Origin of the sequence: Mesorhizobium sp. M0437 (assembly GCF_040321335.1) — a bacterium.
Lineage (GTDB): Bacteria > Pseudomonadota > Alphaproteobacteria > Rhizobiales > Rhizobiaceae > Mesorhizobium.
Genome location: NZ_JAMYRK010000020.1, coordinates 89,149 through 105,058, shown reverse-complemented (window position 1 = coordinate 105,058; position 15,910 = coordinate 89,149). Strand labels below are relative to the sequence as shown.

Annotated in this window: 17 protein-coding genes and 1 pseudogene; 8 read left to right on the top strand and 10 right to left on the bottom strand. The window is 62.1% G+C overall.

The genetic code is table 11. The features are described 5' to 3' along the window. Positions 1 to 1,099 (top strand): HipA domain-containing protein (locus NKI72_RS15390; protein ID WP_352850287.1); only part of this gene is annotated, 1,099 nt, incomplete at its 5' end. A 287-nt stretch (positions 1,100 to 1,386) separates the two neighbouring features. Here NKI72_RS15390 and NKI72_RS15385 read toward each other — a convergent pair. Further along, complete coding sequence (locus NKI72_RS15385; RefSeq protein ID WP_352470937.1) at positions 1,387 to 1,830, bottom strand: MarR family winged helix-turn-helix transcriptional regulator; 444 nt, start codon at positions 1,828 to 1,830, stop codon at positions 1,387 to 1,389. A 97-nt stretch (positions 1,831 to 1,927) separates the two neighbouring features. Here NKI72_RS15385 and NKI72_RS15380 point away from each other — a divergent pair, with 97 nt between their 5' ends. Then, positions 1,928 to 3,529 carry an FAD-dependent monooxygenase gene (locus NKI72_RS15380; RefSeq protein ID WP_352850286.1) on the top strand — a complete coding sequence of 534 codons (1,602 nt, stop codon included), beginning with the start codon at positions 1,928 to 1,930 and terminating at the stop codon, positions 3,527 to 3,529. 96 nt (positions 3,530 to 3,625) lie between these two features. Here the strand turns inward: NKI72_RS15380 and NKI72_RS15375 are convergent, their stop codons facing one another. The 3 genes from NKI72_RS15375 to NKI72_RS15365 all read right to left on the bottom strand — a co-directional run bounded on the left by NKI72_RS15375 (position 3,626) and on the right by NKI72_RS15365 (position 5,606). Continuing rightward, positions 3,626 to 4,702 (bottom strand): tartrate dehydrogenase, encoded by a 1,077-nt coding sequence (locus NKI72_RS15375; protein WP_352470939.1) that lies wholly within the window; start codon positions 4,700 to 4,702, stop codon positions 3,626 to 3,628. A gap of 79 nt (positions 4,703 to 4,781) precedes the next feature. Then, positions 4,782 to 5,294, bottom strand: coding sequence for a phosphatidylglycerophosphatase A family protein (locus NKI72_RS15370; protein ID WP_352470940.1), 513 nt, complete (start codon positions 5,292 to 5,294; stop codon positions 4,782 to 4,784). Between the two features lie 51 nt (positions 5,295 to 5,345). Beyond that, positions 5,346 to 5,606 (bottom strand): hypothetical protein, encoded by a 261-nt coding sequence (locus NKI72_RS15365; RefSeq protein WP_352614884.1) that lies wholly within the window; start codon positions 5,604 to 5,606, stop codon positions 5,346 to 5,348. On the opposite strand from NKI72_RS15365, the gene NKI72_RS15360 reads away from it, so the two are divergent. From NKI72_RS15360 to NKI72_RS15350, 3 genes and pseudogenes are all read left to right on the top strand, one after another. Continuing rightward, complete coding sequence (locus NKI72_RS15360; protein ID WP_352470942.1) at positions 5,605 to 6,231, top strand: CDP-alcohol phosphatidyltransferase family protein; 627 nt, start codon at positions 5,605 to 5,607, stop codon at positions 6,229 to 6,231. The two genes, NKI72_RS15365 and NKI72_RS15360, sit on opposite strands and share 2 nt — an antisense overlap. A gap of 69 nt (positions 6,232 to 6,300) precedes the next feature. Beyond that, positions 6,301 to 6,736: pseudogene (locus NKI72_RS15355) on the top strand (antitoxin Xre-like helix-turn-helix domain-containing protein). Then, on the top strand, positions 6,733 to 7,215 hold the full coding sequence (locus NKI72_RS15350; RefSeq protein WP_352503465.1) for an RES family NAD+ phosphorylase: 483 nt from the start codon (positions 6,733 to 6,735) through the stop codon (positions 7,213 to 7,215). The pseudogene NKI72_RS15355 and the gene NKI72_RS15350 overlap by 4 nt, the downstream one beginning before the upstream one ends. A gap of 38 nt (positions 7,216 to 7,253) precedes the next feature. On the opposite strand, the gene NKI72_RS15345 is transcribed toward NKI72_RS15350, so the two are convergent. The 6 genes from NKI72_RS15345 to NKI72_RS15320 all read right to left on the bottom strand — a co-directional run bounded on the left by NKI72_RS15345 (position 7,254) and on the right by NKI72_RS15320 (position 12,655). After that, on the bottom strand, positions 7,254 to 8,273 hold the full coding sequence (locus NKI72_RS15345; RefSeq protein WP_352850285.1) for an LLM class flavin-dependent oxidoreductase: 1,020 nt from the start codon (positions 8,271 to 8,273) through the stop codon (positions 7,254 to 7,256). A gap of 162 nt (positions 8,274 to 8,435) precedes the next feature. Continuing rightward, entirely contained in the window at positions 8,436 to 8,642 is a 207-nt protein-coding gene (locus tag NKI72_RS15340) for a hypothetical protein (RefSeq protein WP_352850284.1), read from the bottom strand. A gap of 18 nt (positions 8,643 to 8,660) precedes the next feature. Further along, on the bottom strand, positions 8,661 to 9,803 hold the full coding sequence (locus NKI72_RS15335; protein ID WP_352850282.1) for a DegT/DnrJ/EryC1/StrS family aminotransferase: 1,143 nt from the start codon (positions 9,801 to 9,803) through the stop codon (positions 8,661 to 8,663). Between the two features lie 253 nt (positions 9,804 to 10,056). Continuing rightward, positions 10,057 to 10,980: a carbohydrate kinase family protein gene (locus NKI72_RS15330; protein WP_352850281.1), complete on the bottom strand. Its 924-nt coding sequence runs from the start codon at positions 10,978 to 10,980 to the stop codon at positions 10,057 to 10,059. Further along, complete coding sequence (locus NKI72_RS15325) at positions 10,977 to 11,423, bottom strand: RbsD/FucU family protein (RefSeq protein ID WP_352850280.1); 447 nt, start codon at positions 11,421 to 11,423, stop codon at positions 10,977 to 10,979. The genes NKI72_RS15330 and NKI72_RS15325 overlap by 4 nt, the downstream gene beginning before the upstream one ends. Before the next feature lie 2 nt (positions 11,424 to 11,425). Next, complete coding sequence (locus NKI72_RS15320; RefSeq protein WP_352850279.1) at positions 11,426 to 12,655, bottom strand: ROK family transcriptional regulator; 1,230 nt, start codon at positions 12,653 to 12,655, stop codon at positions 11,426 to 11,428. A 267-nt stretch (positions 12,656 to 12,922) separates the two neighbouring features. On the opposite strand from NKI72_RS15320, the gene NKI72_RS15315 reads away from it, so the two are divergent. The 3 genes from NKI72_RS15315 (at position 12,923) to NKI72_RS15305 (ending at position 15,901) form a co-directional block, all read left to right on the top strand. Beyond that, on the top strand, positions 12,923 to 13,900 hold the full coding sequence (locus NKI72_RS15315) for a sugar ABC transporter substrate-binding protein (protein WP_502893787.1): 978 nt from the start codon (positions 12,923 to 12,925) through the stop codon (positions 13,898 to 13,900). A gap of 154 nt (positions 13,901 to 14,054) precedes the next feature. Continuing rightward, positions 14,055 to 15,116: an ABC transporter permease gene (locus tag NKI72_RS15310; RefSeq protein WP_352503463.1), complete on the top strand. Its 1,062-nt coding sequence runs from the start codon at positions 14,055 to 14,057 to the stop codon at positions 15,114 to 15,116. A 2-nt stretch (positions 15,117 to 15,118) separates the two neighbouring features. After that, positions 15,119 to 15,901, top strand: coding sequence for an ATP-binding cassette domain-containing protein (locus NKI72_RS15305; RefSeq protein ID WP_352470952.1), 783 nt, complete (start codon positions 15,119 to 15,121; stop codon positions 15,899 to 15,901). The last annotated feature ends 9 nt before the right edge of the window (positions 15,902 to 15,910 follow it).

Here is a 15,910-nt window from a genome sequence, read left to right as displayed (position 1 = left end):
TGGCCGACTTTTGATTGGAATGGTGGCCGGCTTCAAATCGGAATGGTGGCCGGTCTTTGATCGGAATGGCGGCCGGCTTCACGTCGGAATCCGCAATTGTGTCGGCGCATTGCAATTCCTGCCGGATGGTGTCGAGCCAGGCCCCGCCGGTATTGTCAACGGCAAACCCGTTGACGATACCGAGATTGCTCGTCTTCTCCTCGATCTGGCATCGGCTCCCCTTGGGCTTGGCGAGGACGAGGACTTCCGGATCTCGATCGCTGGCGCTCAGGAAAAGACTGCGCTCTTGTTCTGGAAAGGACGTTGGTACAAGCCGCTGGCGACGACTGCCACGACGCACATCCTCAAACCACAGATTGGACGGTTGCCAAATGGCATCGATCTTTCCTTCAGCGTCGAGAACGAATTTTTCTGCCTCAAGCTGACAACCGCCCTAGGGCTCCCGAGCGCCGTCGTCGCAATCGAGGAGTTCGAAGGCAATCGCGTGCTCGCGGTCGAGCGGTTCGATCGCCGATGGACTAGTGACAATCGTCTCCTGCGTTTGCCCCAGGAAGACTGCTGCCAGGCCCTTTCTGTGCCGCCGTCACTGAAATACGAATCCGACGGCGGGCCTGGCGTTCCGGCTATCCTCAATTTGATGAAGGGAAGCGACCAACCGGAGGTAGACCAGGCTGCGGTTTTAAAGGCCGTGGTTGCCTTTTGGCTTCTCGGCGCCACAGATGGGCACGCCAAGAATTTTAGCGTCTTTCTTTCCCCCGGCGGCCGGTTCCGCATAACGCCGCTCTATGATGTGATTTCAGCGCAGCCCAGCCTTGATGCGGGACAGATCAAGCGCAACAAAATGAAACTGGCGATGGCTATTGGTGACACACGCCACTACCTCGTCGACAGCGTCATGCCACGCCATTTTATCCAGACCGCCGCCAAAGCAGGGATCGGTCCGAAACCCGTCAAGGCGATTTTTGATGAGCTGCGCCAACAGGCGCTAGCGGCGGTCGAACTGGTTTCTGCATCGCTCCCAAAGGATTTTCCTGCGGAAGTCGCTGATGCCATCGGCAATGGGGTCAGGGCTCGTGTACGCAGACTGGAAGAGGCGTGATGCTGAAAGTAGAGACGCAACGAGACTGATGTCGCCATTGCGACAACGCTCAAATGGTCTTCTTCAGCAGCAGCAGCATCCAGGCGGCCACGGCCGCCGCTGCGTCGTCCAGATGATGCCGAACCCACCCCTTACCTTCTCATGCGCGATAGGATGGGCCAAGGTTTGACCACGTCAAAAAAACCGGAAAGCAAGGAACCTGCCGACCACCAGAGCAGCTCGAGCGGCAGCATGGAAAGTGTGACGCGGCGCTACCCGATCCTAGCCAGTGCCTTTCCGGGATAGGATCAACTCACGGATTTGCCAGCCTGTAACTTTCTTACGAGGCCGATCAACTGATCCAGATCAGCGCGTGGAAGCGCAAGTATCTCGGGCGGGGGTTTGTGATATTCCTTCATCAATTCCTTGATGGTTGCGGCACCTTTGGGTGTGAGCTTGACAAGCTTCACACGGCGATCGCCTGGCGACGGAATCCGTTCGGCGAGCCCCGCCTGCTCAAGCCGGTCGACCAGCCAGGTCGCCGTCGATGGATCGCACTGCCATTGAGCAGCCAATGCGCCGATCGGCTTGCCCGCATCTTTGTCGAGCGTGAAGAGGGCGCGGGAGTCGTTGGGCGTCAGGCCCAATTTCTGCTGGATCGCCAACCGGTCCGGCGCGGACCGCATCAGGAAATCAAACATCAGGCGCCATGCCTCGGTGGCGTGCTGCAAGCGATCTTGGCTCGGTCTCATTCCACGCTCCTTCGTGTCTTGACACATACTTGGACCAATCATATGATTTGATCAATCAAAATGTTTTTGTGGTCAAAGCAATGAGAGGAGATCCGAGATGACCAATACCACGGTTCTCGTCGTCGGAGGCGGCCTGAACGGTCTGACGGCGGCCGCCCTTTTGGCTCACAACGACATTGCGTGTGTCCTCGTCGAGCGTCATCCCGACACGTCAATCCAGTACAAGTTTGCCGGCATCTCCCCGCGCAGCATGGAGATATTCCGAAGCCTCGGCCTCGAGGAGGAGATTCGTACAAATCGGACGGGGGACCAGCAGGCAGGCGCTATTGCGCGCGCCAGGAATCTCGCCGATCCGCAGATTCAATGGGGCGGACCGGCGTGGCCGGATGCAAGTGCCCTCAGCCCCACGCAACCAGCGACGTGTGATCAGCACGTCCTGGAACCGATTCTGCGCCGCTACGCCGAGCGGAACGGTGCAGACGTGCGTTTCAGCACGGAGCTGGTGACTTTCGATCAGGACGAGACCGTCGTCCGCGCGGAAATTCGCGATATCGCGACCTGCGCAAAGGAGGTCATCTCGGCCGACTATCTGATCGTCGCGGACGGTGCGAACGGTTCCCTGCGAGAGAGGCTGGAGATCAGCCGCAGCGGGGCAGGCGGCCTTCAGCACTGGATGAATGTCGTCTTTGACACGGACATGCCTCCGACGATAGGCGGCAAGCGCTTCACGTCGTGCTTCGTGACGGACCTCAACGGGACCTTCACGCCCAGACAGGGTGGACGATGGCTTCTGGCGCTCCAGTACTTTCCCGAAAAGGGCGAGAAACCACAGGATTTTGATGAAGCCAAGTGCAGGGAACTGATCATACGAGGTGCGGGCCGGCCGGACATCACGACGAGGCTTGTCGATGCGCGCTCCTGGGAAGTGGCCGCCCTCACAGCGCGCCAATTCCGCCGAGGCCGCGCGTTTCTTGTGGGGGATGCCGCACATGTGATGCCCCCAACAGGCGCTTTCGGTGGCAATTCAGGTGTCCACGACGCCCATAACCTTGCCTGGAAGCTTGCGATGGTAGCACGCGGGCATGCCGATCCCTCGTTGCTGGATAGCTATGACATGGAGCGCCGGCCGGTCATCGAGGCTACGTTGGCGCAAGCGCTCGCCCGCCTACAGAAATGGTTCGACGATCCGTCGAAGCGGTTGCCTCCTCCTGTTGCGATCGTCGAGGATTACGACGTGGTATTTGGCCAACGCTACGCTGCAGGCATCGTGGCTCTGGAATCCACACCGGACGATCACCCATTCCAAAAATCCACGGAGCTGTCGGGCCGCCCCGGCACGCGTTTGCCGCATTTCGCGGTCGGGCGTGCCGGCCAGCGGATTTCGAGTCTCGATTTGTGCGACCGCGATCTTCTTCTCCTCTGCGCCGACGAAGCATGGTGTCAGGCCGCTGACTCCGTAAGCCAGCGCCTCGGGATGCCGCTGACGTGCCACTCGTTGGGTGCGAATGGGGATCTGCTTGACTTGGACCATCGGTGGCCTTCCGTGCTCGGGGTTAAAAGCGGCGGTTCCGCCTTGGTCAGACCGGACGGATTTGTCGCGTGGCGGTCAACGCACGGTGTGCCTGATCCTGTACAGGTGCTGATCGAAACACTTGATGGGCTCGGTTTCCGCACGGAGGCGCACGAACATCATCGGTGAGCGGCGGCGAGTGCGGATGCCTCCCGCCTTCGGGCATGACTTCCTTGCCGATGCCATCACTGGGAATGACAACGATGCCAGGCGCTTGCTCCTTTCCTACTCGTTGTCGCCGAGTAGGGCCGCGCACACCGCTTCGGTGACCTTATCGGTGGTGGCACTTCCGCCGAGATCGGGCGTGTGCAGTGAGGCGTCCGCCGTCACGCGCTCGATGGCGCGCATCAGGCGCGCCGCGGCAGCCGGCTCGCCAAGATGCTCCAGCATCATCACCGCCGACCAGAACGTGCCGACCGGATTGGCGATGCCCTTGCCGGTGATGTCGAAGGCCGAGCCGTGGATCGGCTCGAACATCGACGGAAACCGCCGCGCGGGGTTGAGGTTCGCAGTCGGCGCAATGCCGATCGATCCGGCAAGTGCGGCCGCAAGATCCGACAGGATATCGGCGTGAAGATTGGTCGCGACGATTGTGTCGAGCGAGCGCGGATTGAGCGTCATGCGCACTGTCATCGCGTCGACCAGCATTTTGTCCCATGCGACATCAGGAAAATCGGCCGCGACCTCACGGGCGATGTCGTCCCAGAGCACCATGCCGTGACGCTGGGCGTTCGACTTGGTGACCACGGTCAACAGCTTTCGCGGCCGCGACCGCGCCATCTCGAAGGCGAAGCGCATGATGCGCGTCACGCCGGCGCGGGTGAAGATCGAGACCTCGGTCGCGATTTCCTCAGGCAGGCCGAGATGCGAGCGCCCGCCCTGGCCGGCGTATTCGCCTTCCGAATTCTCCCGAACGATGACCCAGTCGAGATCCCCTGCCGTGACGCCGCGAAGCGGGCTCTCGATACCGGGCAGGATGCGGGTCGGGCGGACATTGGCGTACTGGTCGAAGGGCTGGCAGATCGCGAGCCGCAACCCCCAAAGCGTCAGATGGTCGGGCACGTCTGGCGCGCCGACAGCGCCGAAATAGATCGCATCGAAGGCCTTCAGCCGCTCGGTGCCGTCCTTGGGCATCATCACGCCGTTGAACTTGTAGTAGTCCGAGCCCCAGTCGAAATGCTGCACCTCGAGACTGAAACCGCCGTCGCGCGTGGCGCAGGCGGCCAGCGCACGAAGGCCGGCCGCTACGACTTCCTTGCCGATCCCATCGCCTGGAATGGCCGCGATCCTATAGCTTCGCATTAGTCCAGTCCTCCCCTTGTGGCGCTAAACTAGCATGGACCATCGTGCTGGCCTTTGGCCGTGAGGCCGAATGCCGCCATTACGGCAAATGGTCAATCAATCCGTTCAGCAGGAGCAGCAGCACCCCGGCGGCCACAGCCGCAGCCGCATCGTCCACCATGATACCGGCCCCACCCCTTACCTTGTCATGTGCGATACGGATGGGCCAAGGCTTGACGACGTCGAAAAACCGGAAAGCAAGGAAACCTGCTGCCCACCAGAGCGGATCGAGGGGCAGCATGGAAAGGGTTAGGGCCGCGCCGAAGGTCTCATCAATGACGACGATCTGCGGATCCTCCGTCCCGGTACGGGAGATAACATACGATGACGCCCATACGCCGACGGCGAACAGGGCCACGTAGGCAAGCACCGTCAGCCAAGGTGATGCGGGTATCAGAGCCGCGGCAACAGCCACTCCAACCATTGCGCCGGCCGTGCCCGGCCATATTGGAGATAATCCCGCGCCGACAGAGGTCGCGAGCAGGTAGGCGAACTTGGGTGGAAACTTATGCATCGATTTTCGGCCGGCTTCCCACGGATCGCAAGCGATCATAGTCACATCGTTCGGGTGCTGCCGCCAGACTGCTGTTCGATTTGCACCACCTCACAAGGGCATCGCCCAAACCGTGAAAATGCTGTCGGGCAGCTGTCGCAGCGACTGGAAGTTCTGTTTCGCCGCCAGCTCGGCGAGTACCTTAATCCGCCGGCCCCATTCGCCAAACGAGATCATTTTTGCGGCAAGTTGAGAACGTTGCTGAGCCCGGTCTCGGCCCGCATTGGCCAACCGAAACGGTGGCGACGGTGGAACAAACCCGCAAATTGCTGGTAAAGCTCCGTCAACCGACATCATCAGAGGAGCCGCCATGATCGCCGGTCTCATGAAAAGTCGCATCGACCCGCTATGGGAGCAGGCCGCCTCTCCGCTGATCGGGATCGGCATGACGCCGAACCAGGTTACGGCCAGCGGGCTGGTGCTCGTGGCTTTGTCTTCGGCCGCCTACGCGTTTCATCATTCAAGTCTTGCCTTTGGCCTTTGCCTGGCGTTTGCCTTCAGCTTCGATGCGCTGGACGGTGCGGTCGCCCGCCGGACAAATATGAGCACCAAGGCCGGTGGCTATTTCGACGCCGTCGTCGACCGCTATCAGGAATTGGCCGTCTTTGCGGCTATCGGCTGGGTTGCCGATCTGTGGGCGATCGCAATGTTCGCATTCGCGGGCGGGATCCTCACCAGTTACGCCAAGGCGCGGACGGCGCTGGAAATCCCTGTGAAAAACCACGGTTGGCCGGATTTCTTCGAGCGGATGGAACGTCTGGTGTTCATTTGCGTGCTGCTCGCCGCCGACGGAGTCGCGACCGCGATGGGCGCGGCTTCGCCCTGGATTCTGGCGGGCGGGTTCGCGCTGTACGCAGTGCTGGCCAACGCCACAGCCCTGCAACGGATCAGTCGCGCATTTGCGATGCTGAAACGAGCCGACGGGAAGCAGCCGTGAGACTACGGGGATGCTTGCACTTGGCCTCACCTGAGGCTATGCAATGCTTCACATGAATGGAGAGCGGCGATGTTGGCATTTGGAAATATAGCCGATGTGCTGGGGCTGCCGCCCAAGGAGACGGCTGCACGGTCGCCATTCGGGCTGATGGCTCGAATCGAAGACGGATTGCCGTTGGGGTGCGCTTGAACGCGTCTCACAATTGCTGGCACCGGCCGATACGCAATTCAAATATCGCCTCGTCCCAAAGGCAACTTATGAGCGCCGCAAGAGAGGTGCTCTCCGACTCTCTTCGGAAGAGGGCATGCGGGTGGCGCGGGTGGCGCGCCTATGGAACCTGGCCATCGACGTTTGGCAGATCGAAGGTGAGGCTCGTGACTTTCTGTTTCGGTCTCATCCCATGCTGGAAGACCGACGCCCGATCGACGTGGTCATTCAAAGCGAGATCGGCGCCGAACTGGTGCTCGATATCCTTGCAGGCCTGAAGTACGGCACCGCTGCTTGACGGCACAGATACTCGATCGCATGCTGCAGTGCTTCAGGATCGGCGATCCAGCCGGCACATATCCGATCTTCGACGCGACGGGCTCGACGATAGCGCCTGGCCGCTGGAACACGCCCGGCAGCCCGTTGATCTACACCAGCGAGCATTATTCAACGGCCTTGCTGGAAAAGCTGGTGCACGGCAGCGGCAGACTGCCGCCCAACCAGCCTTACGTCCAGATCATGCTTCCGCGCGGGCTGAGCTACGAAATCTTTTCTCAGCCGTCGTTGCCCGGATGGGATATGATGCCGGCAACGGTGAGCAAGGAATTCGGTGAGACATGGTGTGTCGAGCGCCGCAGCGCGATCCTGATCGTGCCAAGCGTCGTGGCTCGCCCCGACAACAACGTGTTGATCAATCCGGCACATCCGGAGTTTTCCCTGATCACGGCCAGCCTGCATCAACCCGTATACTGGGATAGCCGCCTGTTTGGCTCCTGAGCCGGGCAGAGAGGCAGGTTCCTACTTAATACAACCCGTCAGCGCCAACTCAAGCCTGGAGCGACATGGGTCAGGATCGCCTCGATGGCATGGACATTGTACTCGACGCCGAGCTGGTTGGGGACGGTAAGCAGCAGCGTATCGGCCTCGGCGATGGCTTCGTCGCCCTTTAGCTGCTCGATCAGGACGTCCGGTTCGGCGGCATAGGAGCGGCCGAACACCGCGCGTCTGTCTGCCTCGATGTAACCGAAATGATCTCCGCTCTGGTTGCCGCCGAAATAGGCTCGGTCGCGATCGTCGACCAGCGCAAAAATGCTCCGGCTCACCGACACCCGCGGCTCGCGCGTGTGTCCGGCCGCCTTCCAGGCCTCACGAAAAGCCCGGATCTGTTCGGCCTGCTGGACGTGAAACGGCTTTCCGCCTTCATCGAATTTGAGCGTGGAGCTCTGCAGGTTCATCCCCAGTTTCGCCGCCCATTCGGCGGTGGCGTTTGTGGCGGCGCCCCACCAGATGCGCTCGCGCAGGCCCTCCGAGTGCGGCTCGACGCGAAGCAGGCCAGGCGGGTTGGGAAACATCGGCCGCGGGTTGGGCTGCGCAAAGCCTTTGCCCAGCAACACTTCGAGCAGCACTCCGGTGTGTCTACGGGCCATGTCGGCATCGCTCTCGCCCTCTTGCGGGGCGTAGCCGAAGTAGCGCCATCCCTCGATCACCTGCTCCGGCGAGCCTCGGCTGATGCCCAGCTGCAGACGCCCTCCGGCGATTAGGTCGGCGGCGCCGGCGTCCTCGGCCATGTAGAGCGGGTTCTCATAGCGCATGTCGATCACCGCCGTGCCGATCTCGATTCGGCTGGTCTTCGCCCCAACCGCCGCCAGCAGCGGGAAGGGCGAGGCGAGCTGGCGGGCGAAGTGATGCACGCGGAAATACGCGCCGTCCGCACCCAGCTCCTCGGCCGCGACGGCCAGGTCGATGGACTGCAAAAGCGCGTCGGCTGCCGTTCGTGTCTGCGATTGCGGCGAGGGCGTCCAATGCCCGAACGAGAGGAAACCAATCTTCTTCATGAGAACCAGCCTAAAGGGGAGCCAGGTGCAGACTATGCTGCGGCGCGCAGCAAAGCATCGCAAAATCGGTGCCGATGACCGCCTGCCTTGACGCGCAAAACTTGAATCGGCGGTTGTTGATCAACGATGGCCGACCGTGCCGAGCTGCCGTCGGACGCCAGCCTAGGAAGGTGCCGCGAACGCGAGCAATATCGCGATGAGGATCAACAGCGGTCCTATCCATTTGAAGCGAGTCCCAAAGTTGGTCCACCATGCTTGCTGCTGGCCGGGGCGAGCTTGGAACGGGTCCGCGAGAAATCCGAAGCCGACGCCAGCCATCCACAACCCGGCGCAGAACATGATGAACTCGTCGATGTATTCCGCGACCATGCTTCGAAGCTTTCGAATTTATGCCGCCGCTACATGCGCCGAATTCGAGCCGATATAGTTTCGGATCGTTTCGATGATCCGGTCCTGGTCAGCCTCGCTCAGATAGGGATGCATTGGCAGGCACAGGATGCGCTTCGGCAGCTCTTCCGAAACGGCAAGGCCGGTCGGCGTGCGCGGATAATCGCGATAGGCAATCTGGCTGTGCAGCGGTTTCACATAGTAGATGACCGACGGAATGCCCTTTTCACCGAGATGTGCCTTGAGCCCGTCCCGTTTCGGCGTTTCGATGGCGTATTGCGCCCAGGCCGAGCGGCCGCCGCCCAGATTGCGCGCCGCCTTGACGATATCGCCGAGACCTTCGGCATAGCGATTGGCGACCGCTTGCCGCGCCACCATCTCGTCCTCGAGGATGGCCAGCTTCTCTATCAGGATCGCCGCCTGAAGCGTGTCGAGCCGTGAATTGATGCCGACGCGGACATTGTCGTATTGCGTTTCGCCTTTTCCGTGAAAGGCGAACGAGCGCAGCTGTTCGGCCAGCGCATTGTCATTGGTGAACATCGCACCGCCGTCGCCATAGCAGCCGAGCGGCTTTGCCGGATAGAAGCTGGTCGAGCCGACGGTGCCGAACGAGCCGCACATCTTGCCGTCAGCCGAGCCGCCGGTCGCCTGCGCCGCATCCTCGATTACCATCAGGCCTTCGCGGTTGGCGATGGCCATGATCGCCCCGTAATCGGCGGCGAGGCCGAACAGGTCGACGGGAATGATTGCCTTCGGCCTCAGCCGGCCCTCCGCCTTGATCATGGCAATTGCCGCCTCGAGGCTGGCGATGTCGATATTGTAGTTGTCGGCATCGACATCGACGAACACCGGTTCGGCCTTGGTCAGCGCCACCACTTCGGCCGTGGCGGCGAAGGTGAAGCTCGGCACGAACACCGCGTCGCCCGGGCCGATGCCGGCGGCAAACAGCGGCAGCAGCAGCGCATCGGTGCCGTTGGCGCAAGCGACCACGTGTTTGGTGCCGATATAGGCGGCGAGCTTGTTTTCGAATTCGGTGACCTGCGGTCCGAGAATATAGCGGCCTTCGTCGACAACCCGGTCGATTGCCGCTTTCAGCCTGTCGCGGATGCGTTCGCGCTGCGCGCCAAGATCGATGAACTGCATGTCGGCCTCAAACGGTTTTAGTCAGATAACCGGCCGCTGGTAGCAGACTTGGTACGGCCGAGAAAGCCGCAGGGCAAAAACCTGAATTGCTCAAGTGTCGCAGCCTGTTACCTCTGATTTCCGATCTGCCCTCTTAAACGCGGGGAAATCCGGGCTTCGGCCGGCCTGATACAGGCTTCGCATCCCGCCCGCCAGGCTGGACGAAACATAAAGTGATCGTCGGTGAGCAGTCCATGGGCTGCGCACCAGCCGGTCAAGCGATTTCATGCCGCCATGGCGGGTTGGCGCCGGCCCGCGATACCGTCACCGCCGCCGCCTTGGCACCGAGCGTCAGCGCCTTGTGGATGGCGTCTTCCGGCAAACTGGCGATTGCCGTCTTCGACAGCAGACCCTGTTCGTGCAAGGAGGCAAGAATGCCGGCATTGAATGTGTCGCCGGCGCCGACCGTATCGACCACCTCGACCTTGTCCGGCACGACGGTGACCCGGTGCTGGCTGCTGTAACCGACCGCGCCTTCGCTGCCGTGGGTGACCACGATCAGCTTTGGGCCGCGATCCAGCCAGTTACGGACGACGTCTTCATGCGAGCCGGCTTCGCCGAACCAGTTCAAATCCTCGTCCGACAGTTTCACGATGTCGGCCATCGCCATCATGCCGCGGATGCGCCTGAGGTGCTTGGCCTTGTCGGGAATGAAGTTTGGCCGGATGTTGGGGTCGAGCATCATCACGCGGCGCTCATGTTCGCGCCGCATGAACTCCTCATAGGCCGATCCGGCCGGCTCCGAGATCAGGCTGATGGCGCCGAACAGCATGGCCTCGATCTCGCTGCCGAGTTCCGGCAGGTCCTCGATGGTCAGCATGCGCCCGGCGGTGTTCTCGTCATAGAATGTGTAGGTCGCTTGGCCGTTGGTGAGCCGCACGAAGGCGAGCGTGGTCGGCCGCGGCGAAGTGTGCGCATAGGTCGAGCTGACCTTGCTGGCCCCCAGCGCCTCCCTGAACTGCCCGCCGAACAGATCCGACGACAGGCCGGAGAAAAAGGCAGCGGGCGCGCCGAGCCGGCCTAGCGCAATGGCCGAGTTGAAGACGGCACCGCCGACATAGGGGGCAAAGGCCGGCTCGCCCTCCGTCGTGGTCCGCGGCAGCATGTCGATCAGGGCTTCGCCGCAGCAGAGGATCATGAAGTCTTGCTTTCCGGCGGATAGATCACGCCCTTGCGAATGATGATGTTGGCGTAGAGCCGCGGCTCGCTCGTCGCGACGATCGCGTGCGCGGCCTTGACCCGTGCATAGAAGTCGGCACCGGCAAGCGCAACCACCTTGCGGCCCGGCGCACGCCTGGCGCAGATCGCTTCCATCTCATGGTGAACCGGATCGCCGAGCAGGGGATCGCCTTTGGCCGAGGCGCGAAACAGCGCCTGCGGCACGGCGTCGTCGACCGGCAATACGCTCAATACCGCATCGAGCACGGGGACGAGATGATGACCGTCGGCGCGGACCAGCCGCTGTGCCTGCTGCTCGGCCGGGTAGTTGCCGTCGACCAAGGCGATCTCGTCGCCATGGCCCATGGCGCGCAATATCGCCAGAAGCTCGGGGCCGAGCAGCGCCGGGATGCCGATCAGCATGCTCAGAAGCTCCGGGAAATCGTGGTCGAGCCGATGAGGAAGCGCTCCGACAGCGGCAGGCTGGCGCCACCCAGCGCCCGCGCATGGATGCCGACGGTTCCCTCGCGAACGGCCGGCAGCCTCAGGCCTTCGCCGTCGATCCGGCCGATGGCCTGGATAACGGCATCGACAAGCCGCCTGCGCACGGCAAGCGGCATCCATCCGTCGATCACCGCGGCATCGAAGTCAATGACGGAGGAGGCCGAAACGATGGCATAGGCAAGCGCCTGCGAGGCGCTGGCGATCCACTCGTCAAGCTCGGCGCCGATCTCGCCCCAGTCCCCCGGTGATGTCCACAGATGCGAGGCCTCGATGCCGCGCGCGTTGAGCGCCTTTTCCAGCATGGCGATCGACGCCACGTCGATCAACTGCGTCGGCTTGCCGTCCGGCCCTGGCACCGGCATCGAGCCCAGCGCGCCGGCATTGCCGGTTGGGCCACCAAACAACCGGCCGTTCAGCACGATGCCGCCGCCGGCAAAGGCACCGATATAGAAATAGACGAAATCGCGTGCCGCACCCGCCGCGTGGCCGAACACGAGCTCGGCGCCGCAGGCCGAGGTGGCGTCGTTCTGCAGATAGACTGGAAATTCGCATTGCGCCTGGATATCGGCGCGGATGTCGCGATGGCGCCATTCGTCCATGATTTCACGCGGCGCGCCGGCGGTGTCGGCCCAGTTCCACAATTCGAACGGCATGGCGATGCCAAGCCCGGCAATGCGTTTATCCTGCGCCGGGGTGAGTTCGCCGCGCATCTTCTTCATGCCGCTTGTGACGAATTCCACCGTTTCGCGCGGCGCCGGATAGCGGTAGGAATGCTGCAGCATCGAGCGCACACTGCCGAGGAAATCGATCAGCACCAATTCGGCGCTGCGGCGGCCGATCTTCAGGCCGATGAAATAGGCGCCGTCGGGATTGAGCGCCATGGGTATCGAGGGCTGGCCGATCTTGCCGCGCAACGGCGCCTGGCGGACGAGCAGGTCGTCCTCCTCCAGCTCGCGCATGATGACCGACACTGTCTGCGCCGAAAGGCCGGTCATACGTGCGATGTCGGATTTGGCCAGGCTGCCGTGCTGGCGCACCAGCGACAGCACCAGCCGCTCATTGTGGTCCCGCATGCCGCTTTGATTGGTGCCGCGGTGCAGGCGGCTTTCGGCCGCATCGGGCGAGCCGTGCCTCGTAATGCCGGTCTCCACCCTGTTCCTCCCGTCGTTTCCCCTCAATGCTTTTGGTCTAGAGTGAGTGAACAATCCTGCGTTGTCAATAATAAATAAGAGTGATTTAATTATTGACAGTGCTGCCGGACTGGTGTCTCTTGAGGTCGGCGCCGACACTGGGAGATTTCGTCGGACGCGCTGCAGATGCCGGTTGGCCGGCATCCTAAATGGTTCCATGGGAGGAAAATCGTGACCACGTCAAAACTGTTGAAATCCACCGTGTTTGCCGCGGCCGGACTGAGCCTGATGGCCTTTGCGTCGACGGCATCGGCCGCCGGGGTCGGCGCCTGCTTGATCACCAAGACCGACACCAATCCCTTCTTCGTCAAGATGAAGGAAGGTGCGGCGGCCAAGGCCAAGGAGCTTGGCGTCGATCTCAAGACTTACGCCGGCAAGATCGACGGCGACAGCGAGAGCCAGGTGGCTGCAATCGAGAGCTGTATCGCCGACGGGGCCAAGGGTATCCTCATCACCGCGTCCGACACCAAGGGTATCGTGCCGACCGTGAAGAAAGCGCGGGACGCCGGGCTGTTGGTGATCGCGCTCGACACCCCGCTTGATCCGATCGATGCGGCTGACGCGACCTTCGCGACCGACAATCTGGAAGCCGGCAAGCTGATCGGCGCATGGGCCGCCGCGACGCTTGGCGATAAGGCCAAGGATGCCAAGATCGGCTTCCTCGACCTGACGCCGTCGCAGCCCACGGTGGATGTGCTGCGCGACCAGGGTTTCATGATGGGCTACGGCATAGACGTGAAGGACCCCAACAAGATCGGCGACGAGGACGATCCGCGCATCGTTGGCCACGACGTGACGAACGGCAATGAAGAGGGTGGTCGCAAGGCGATGGAGAACCTTCTGCAGAAGGATAACACCATCAACGTCATCCACACCATCAACGAGCCCGCAGCTGTCGGCGCCTACCAGGCGCTGAAGGCCGTCGGTCTCGAAAGCCAGGTGCTGATCGTCTCGGTCGACGGTGGCTGCCCCGGCGTGAAATCGGTGACCGAAGGCGTGATCGGCGCTACCTCGCAGCAATATCCGCTGCAAATGGCGGCGCTCGGCATCGAGGCGATCGCCACTTTCGCCAAGGACGGGACGAAGCCGAAGCCGACCGAAGGCAAGAACTTCTTCGATACCGGCGTCAATCTTGTCACCGACAAGCCCGCCAACGGTGTGAAGTCCATCGACACCAAGGAAGGCCTCGCCAAGTGCTGGGGTTGAGCCTGGCCTGACCGGCAACAGATCGCGATCGGCCGGGGCTTGATCCCCGGCCGCTCCGGGTGGACGATGTGCCGATCTAAACGCAAATAGTGCCGGCGGCAGACCGGAAGGCGTGGATGGCGTTGGCGGTTGGCCGAAGCCCAGGGGAGGAAACATGGCTCAAGCACAAGAATTCGAAAAAGTTCTATCGAGCAGCGACACAAGCGTCGCCGCGTTCGACGACCATAAATCGGCCGTCAAGCGTGCCCAGCATTTCCTGCATTCCACGCCGGCAGCGGTGCCGCTTATCGTGTTGGTTCTGGCTATCATTATTTTTGGTATCACCATCGGCGGGCGTTTTTTTTCATCCTATACGCTGACGCTGATCCTTCAGCAGATCGCCATTGTCGGCATTCTGGGCGCCGCACAGACGCTGGTGATCCTGACTGCCGGCATCGACCTGTCGATTGGCGTGATCATGGTGATTTCGGCTGTGATCATGGGCAATTGCGCGGTCAGCTACGGTATGCCGGCCGTGCTCGCGGTGGCGATCGGGCTTCTCGCCGGTGGCGCGTGCGGCCTGCTCAACGGTGTGCTGGTCGCCTACATGAAGCTGCCGCCCTTCATCGTGACGCTCGGCACCTGGAACATTGTCATGGCCACCAACTTCATCTATTCGGCCAATGAGACGATCCGCGACACCGACGTCGACGTCCAGGCGCCTCTGCTGCACCTGTTTGCCCTGAGCTTTAAGGTCGGCACGGCGGTGCTGACGCTTGGCGTCATTGCCATGGTCGTTCTCGTGTTGGTCCTCTGGTACGTGCTCAACCACACCGCATGGGGCCGCCATGTCTACGCGGTCGGCGACGATCAGGAGGCTGCGAAACTGTCGGGCATCCAGACGAAGAAGGTGCTGATGACCGTCTATGCCCTTGCCGGGCTGATCGCCGCCTTCGCAGCCTGGGTCTCCATCGGCCGCAATGGCTCGATCTCTCCTTCCGCCGCTGTCACCGACTACAATCTTCAGGCCATCACCGCGACGGTGATCGGCGGTATTTCTCTGTTCGGCGGGCGCGGCTCGATCCTCGGCACGCTGTTCGGCGCCATGATCGTCGGCGTCGTCTCGATGGGCCTCAACATGCTGGGCGCCGATCCGCAGTGGAAGGTGCTGCTCACCGGCGTGCTGATCATCGGCGCCGTGGCGATCGATCAATGGATCAGAAAGGTTTCGGCATAGCCATGACCCAGGAACCCATCCTCATCGCGCGCGGTCTGGTCAAGCGCTATGGCCGCGTCACCGCCCTCGACAACGCCGATTTCGACCTCTATCCGGGCGAAATCCTTGCCGTCATTGGCGACAACGGCGCCGGCAAGTCGTCGCTTATCAAGGCGATTTCCGGCGCGGTCGTGCCCGACGAAGGTGAGATACGACTTGAAGGCAAGCCCGTTGCGTTCAAGTCGCCGATGGAGGCACGGGAGGCCGGCATCGAAACAGTCTATCAGAACCTAGCTCTGTCGCCGGCGCTGTCCATCGCCGACAACATGTTCCTCGGCCGGGAGATCCGCAAGCCGGGGTTCCTCGGCGAATGGCTGCGCATGCTCGACCGCCCGGCGATGGAAAAGCGCGCCCGCGACAAGCTCACGGAGCTTGGCCTGATGACCATCCAGAACATCAGCCAGGCCGTGGAAACGCTTTCCGGCGGCCAGCGTCAGGGCGTGGCGGTGGCGCGCGCCGCCGCCTTTGGCAGCCGGGTGGTGATCATGGATGAGCCGACGGCGGCACTTGGCGTCAAAGAGAGCCGCCGCGTCCTCGAACTGATCCTCGACGTGAAGAAGCGAGGCCTGCCGATCGTGCTGATTTCACACAACATGCCGCATGTCTTCGAGGTGGCGGACCGCATCCACATTCACCGGCTCGGCCGTCGCCTGTGCGTCATCGATCCGAAGCAGTATACGATGTCCGACGCGGTCGCCTTCATGACGGGCGCCAAGGTGCCGCCGGAAGCGGCGCTGGCGGCTTGAGCAAGAACT

Coding starts and splice junctions, on each gene's coding strand:
- NKI72_RS15385 (WP_352470937.1), bottom strand. CDS start 1,830: ATGAGACCGAGCCAAGATCGCTTGCAGCACGCCACCGAGGCATGGCGC.
- NKI72_RS15380 (WP_352850286.1), top strand. CDS start 1,928: ATGACCAATACCACGGTTCTCGTCGTCGGAGGCGGCCTGAACGGTCTG.
- NKI72_RS15375 (WP_352470939.1), bottom strand. CDS start 4,702: ATGCGAAGCTATAGGATCGCGGCCATTCCAGGCGATGGGATCGGCAAG.
- NKI72_RS15370 (WP_352470940.1), bottom strand. CDS start 5,294: ATGATCGCTTGCGATCCGTGGGAAGCCGGCCGAAAATCGATGCATAAG.
- NKI72_RS15360 (WP_352470942.1), top strand. CDS start 5,605: ATGATCGCCGGTCTCATGAAAAGTCGCATCGACCCGCTATGGGAGCAG.
- NKI72_RS15365 (WP_352614884.1), bottom strand. CDS start 5,606: ATGGCGGCTCCTCTGATGATGTCGGTTGACGGAGCTTTACCAGCAATT.
- NKI72_RS15345 (WP_352850285.1), bottom strand. CDS start 8,273: ATGAAGAAGATTGGTTTCCTCTCGTTCGGGCATTGGACGCCCTCGCCG.
- NKI72_RS15340 (WP_352850284.1), bottom strand. CDS start 8,642: ATGGTCGCGGAATACATCGACGAGTTCATCATGTTCTGCGCCGGGTTG.
- NKI72_RS15335 (WP_352850282.1), bottom strand. CDS start 9,803: ATGCAGTTCATCGATCTTGGCGCGCAGCGCGAACGCATCCGCGACAGG.
- NKI72_RS15330 (WP_352850281.1), bottom strand. CDS start 10,980: ATGATCCTCTGCTGCGGCGAAGCCCTGATCGACATGCTGCCGCGGACC.
- NKI72_RS15325 (WP_352850280.1), bottom strand. CDS start 11,423: ATGCTGATCGGCATCCCGGCGCTGCTCGGCCCCGAGCTTCTGGCGATA.
- NKI72_RS15315 (WP_502893787.1), top strand. CDS start 12,923: ATGGCCTTTGCGTCGACGGCATCGGCCGCCGGGGTCGGCGCCTGCTTG.
- NKI72_RS15310 (WP_352503463.1), top strand. CDS start 14,055: ATGGCTCAAGCACAAGAATTCGAAAAAGTTCTATCGAGCAGCGACACA.
- NKI72_RS15305 (WP_352470952.1), top strand. CDS start 15,119: ATGACCCAGGAACCCATCCTCATCGCGCGCGGTCTGGTCAAGCGCTAT.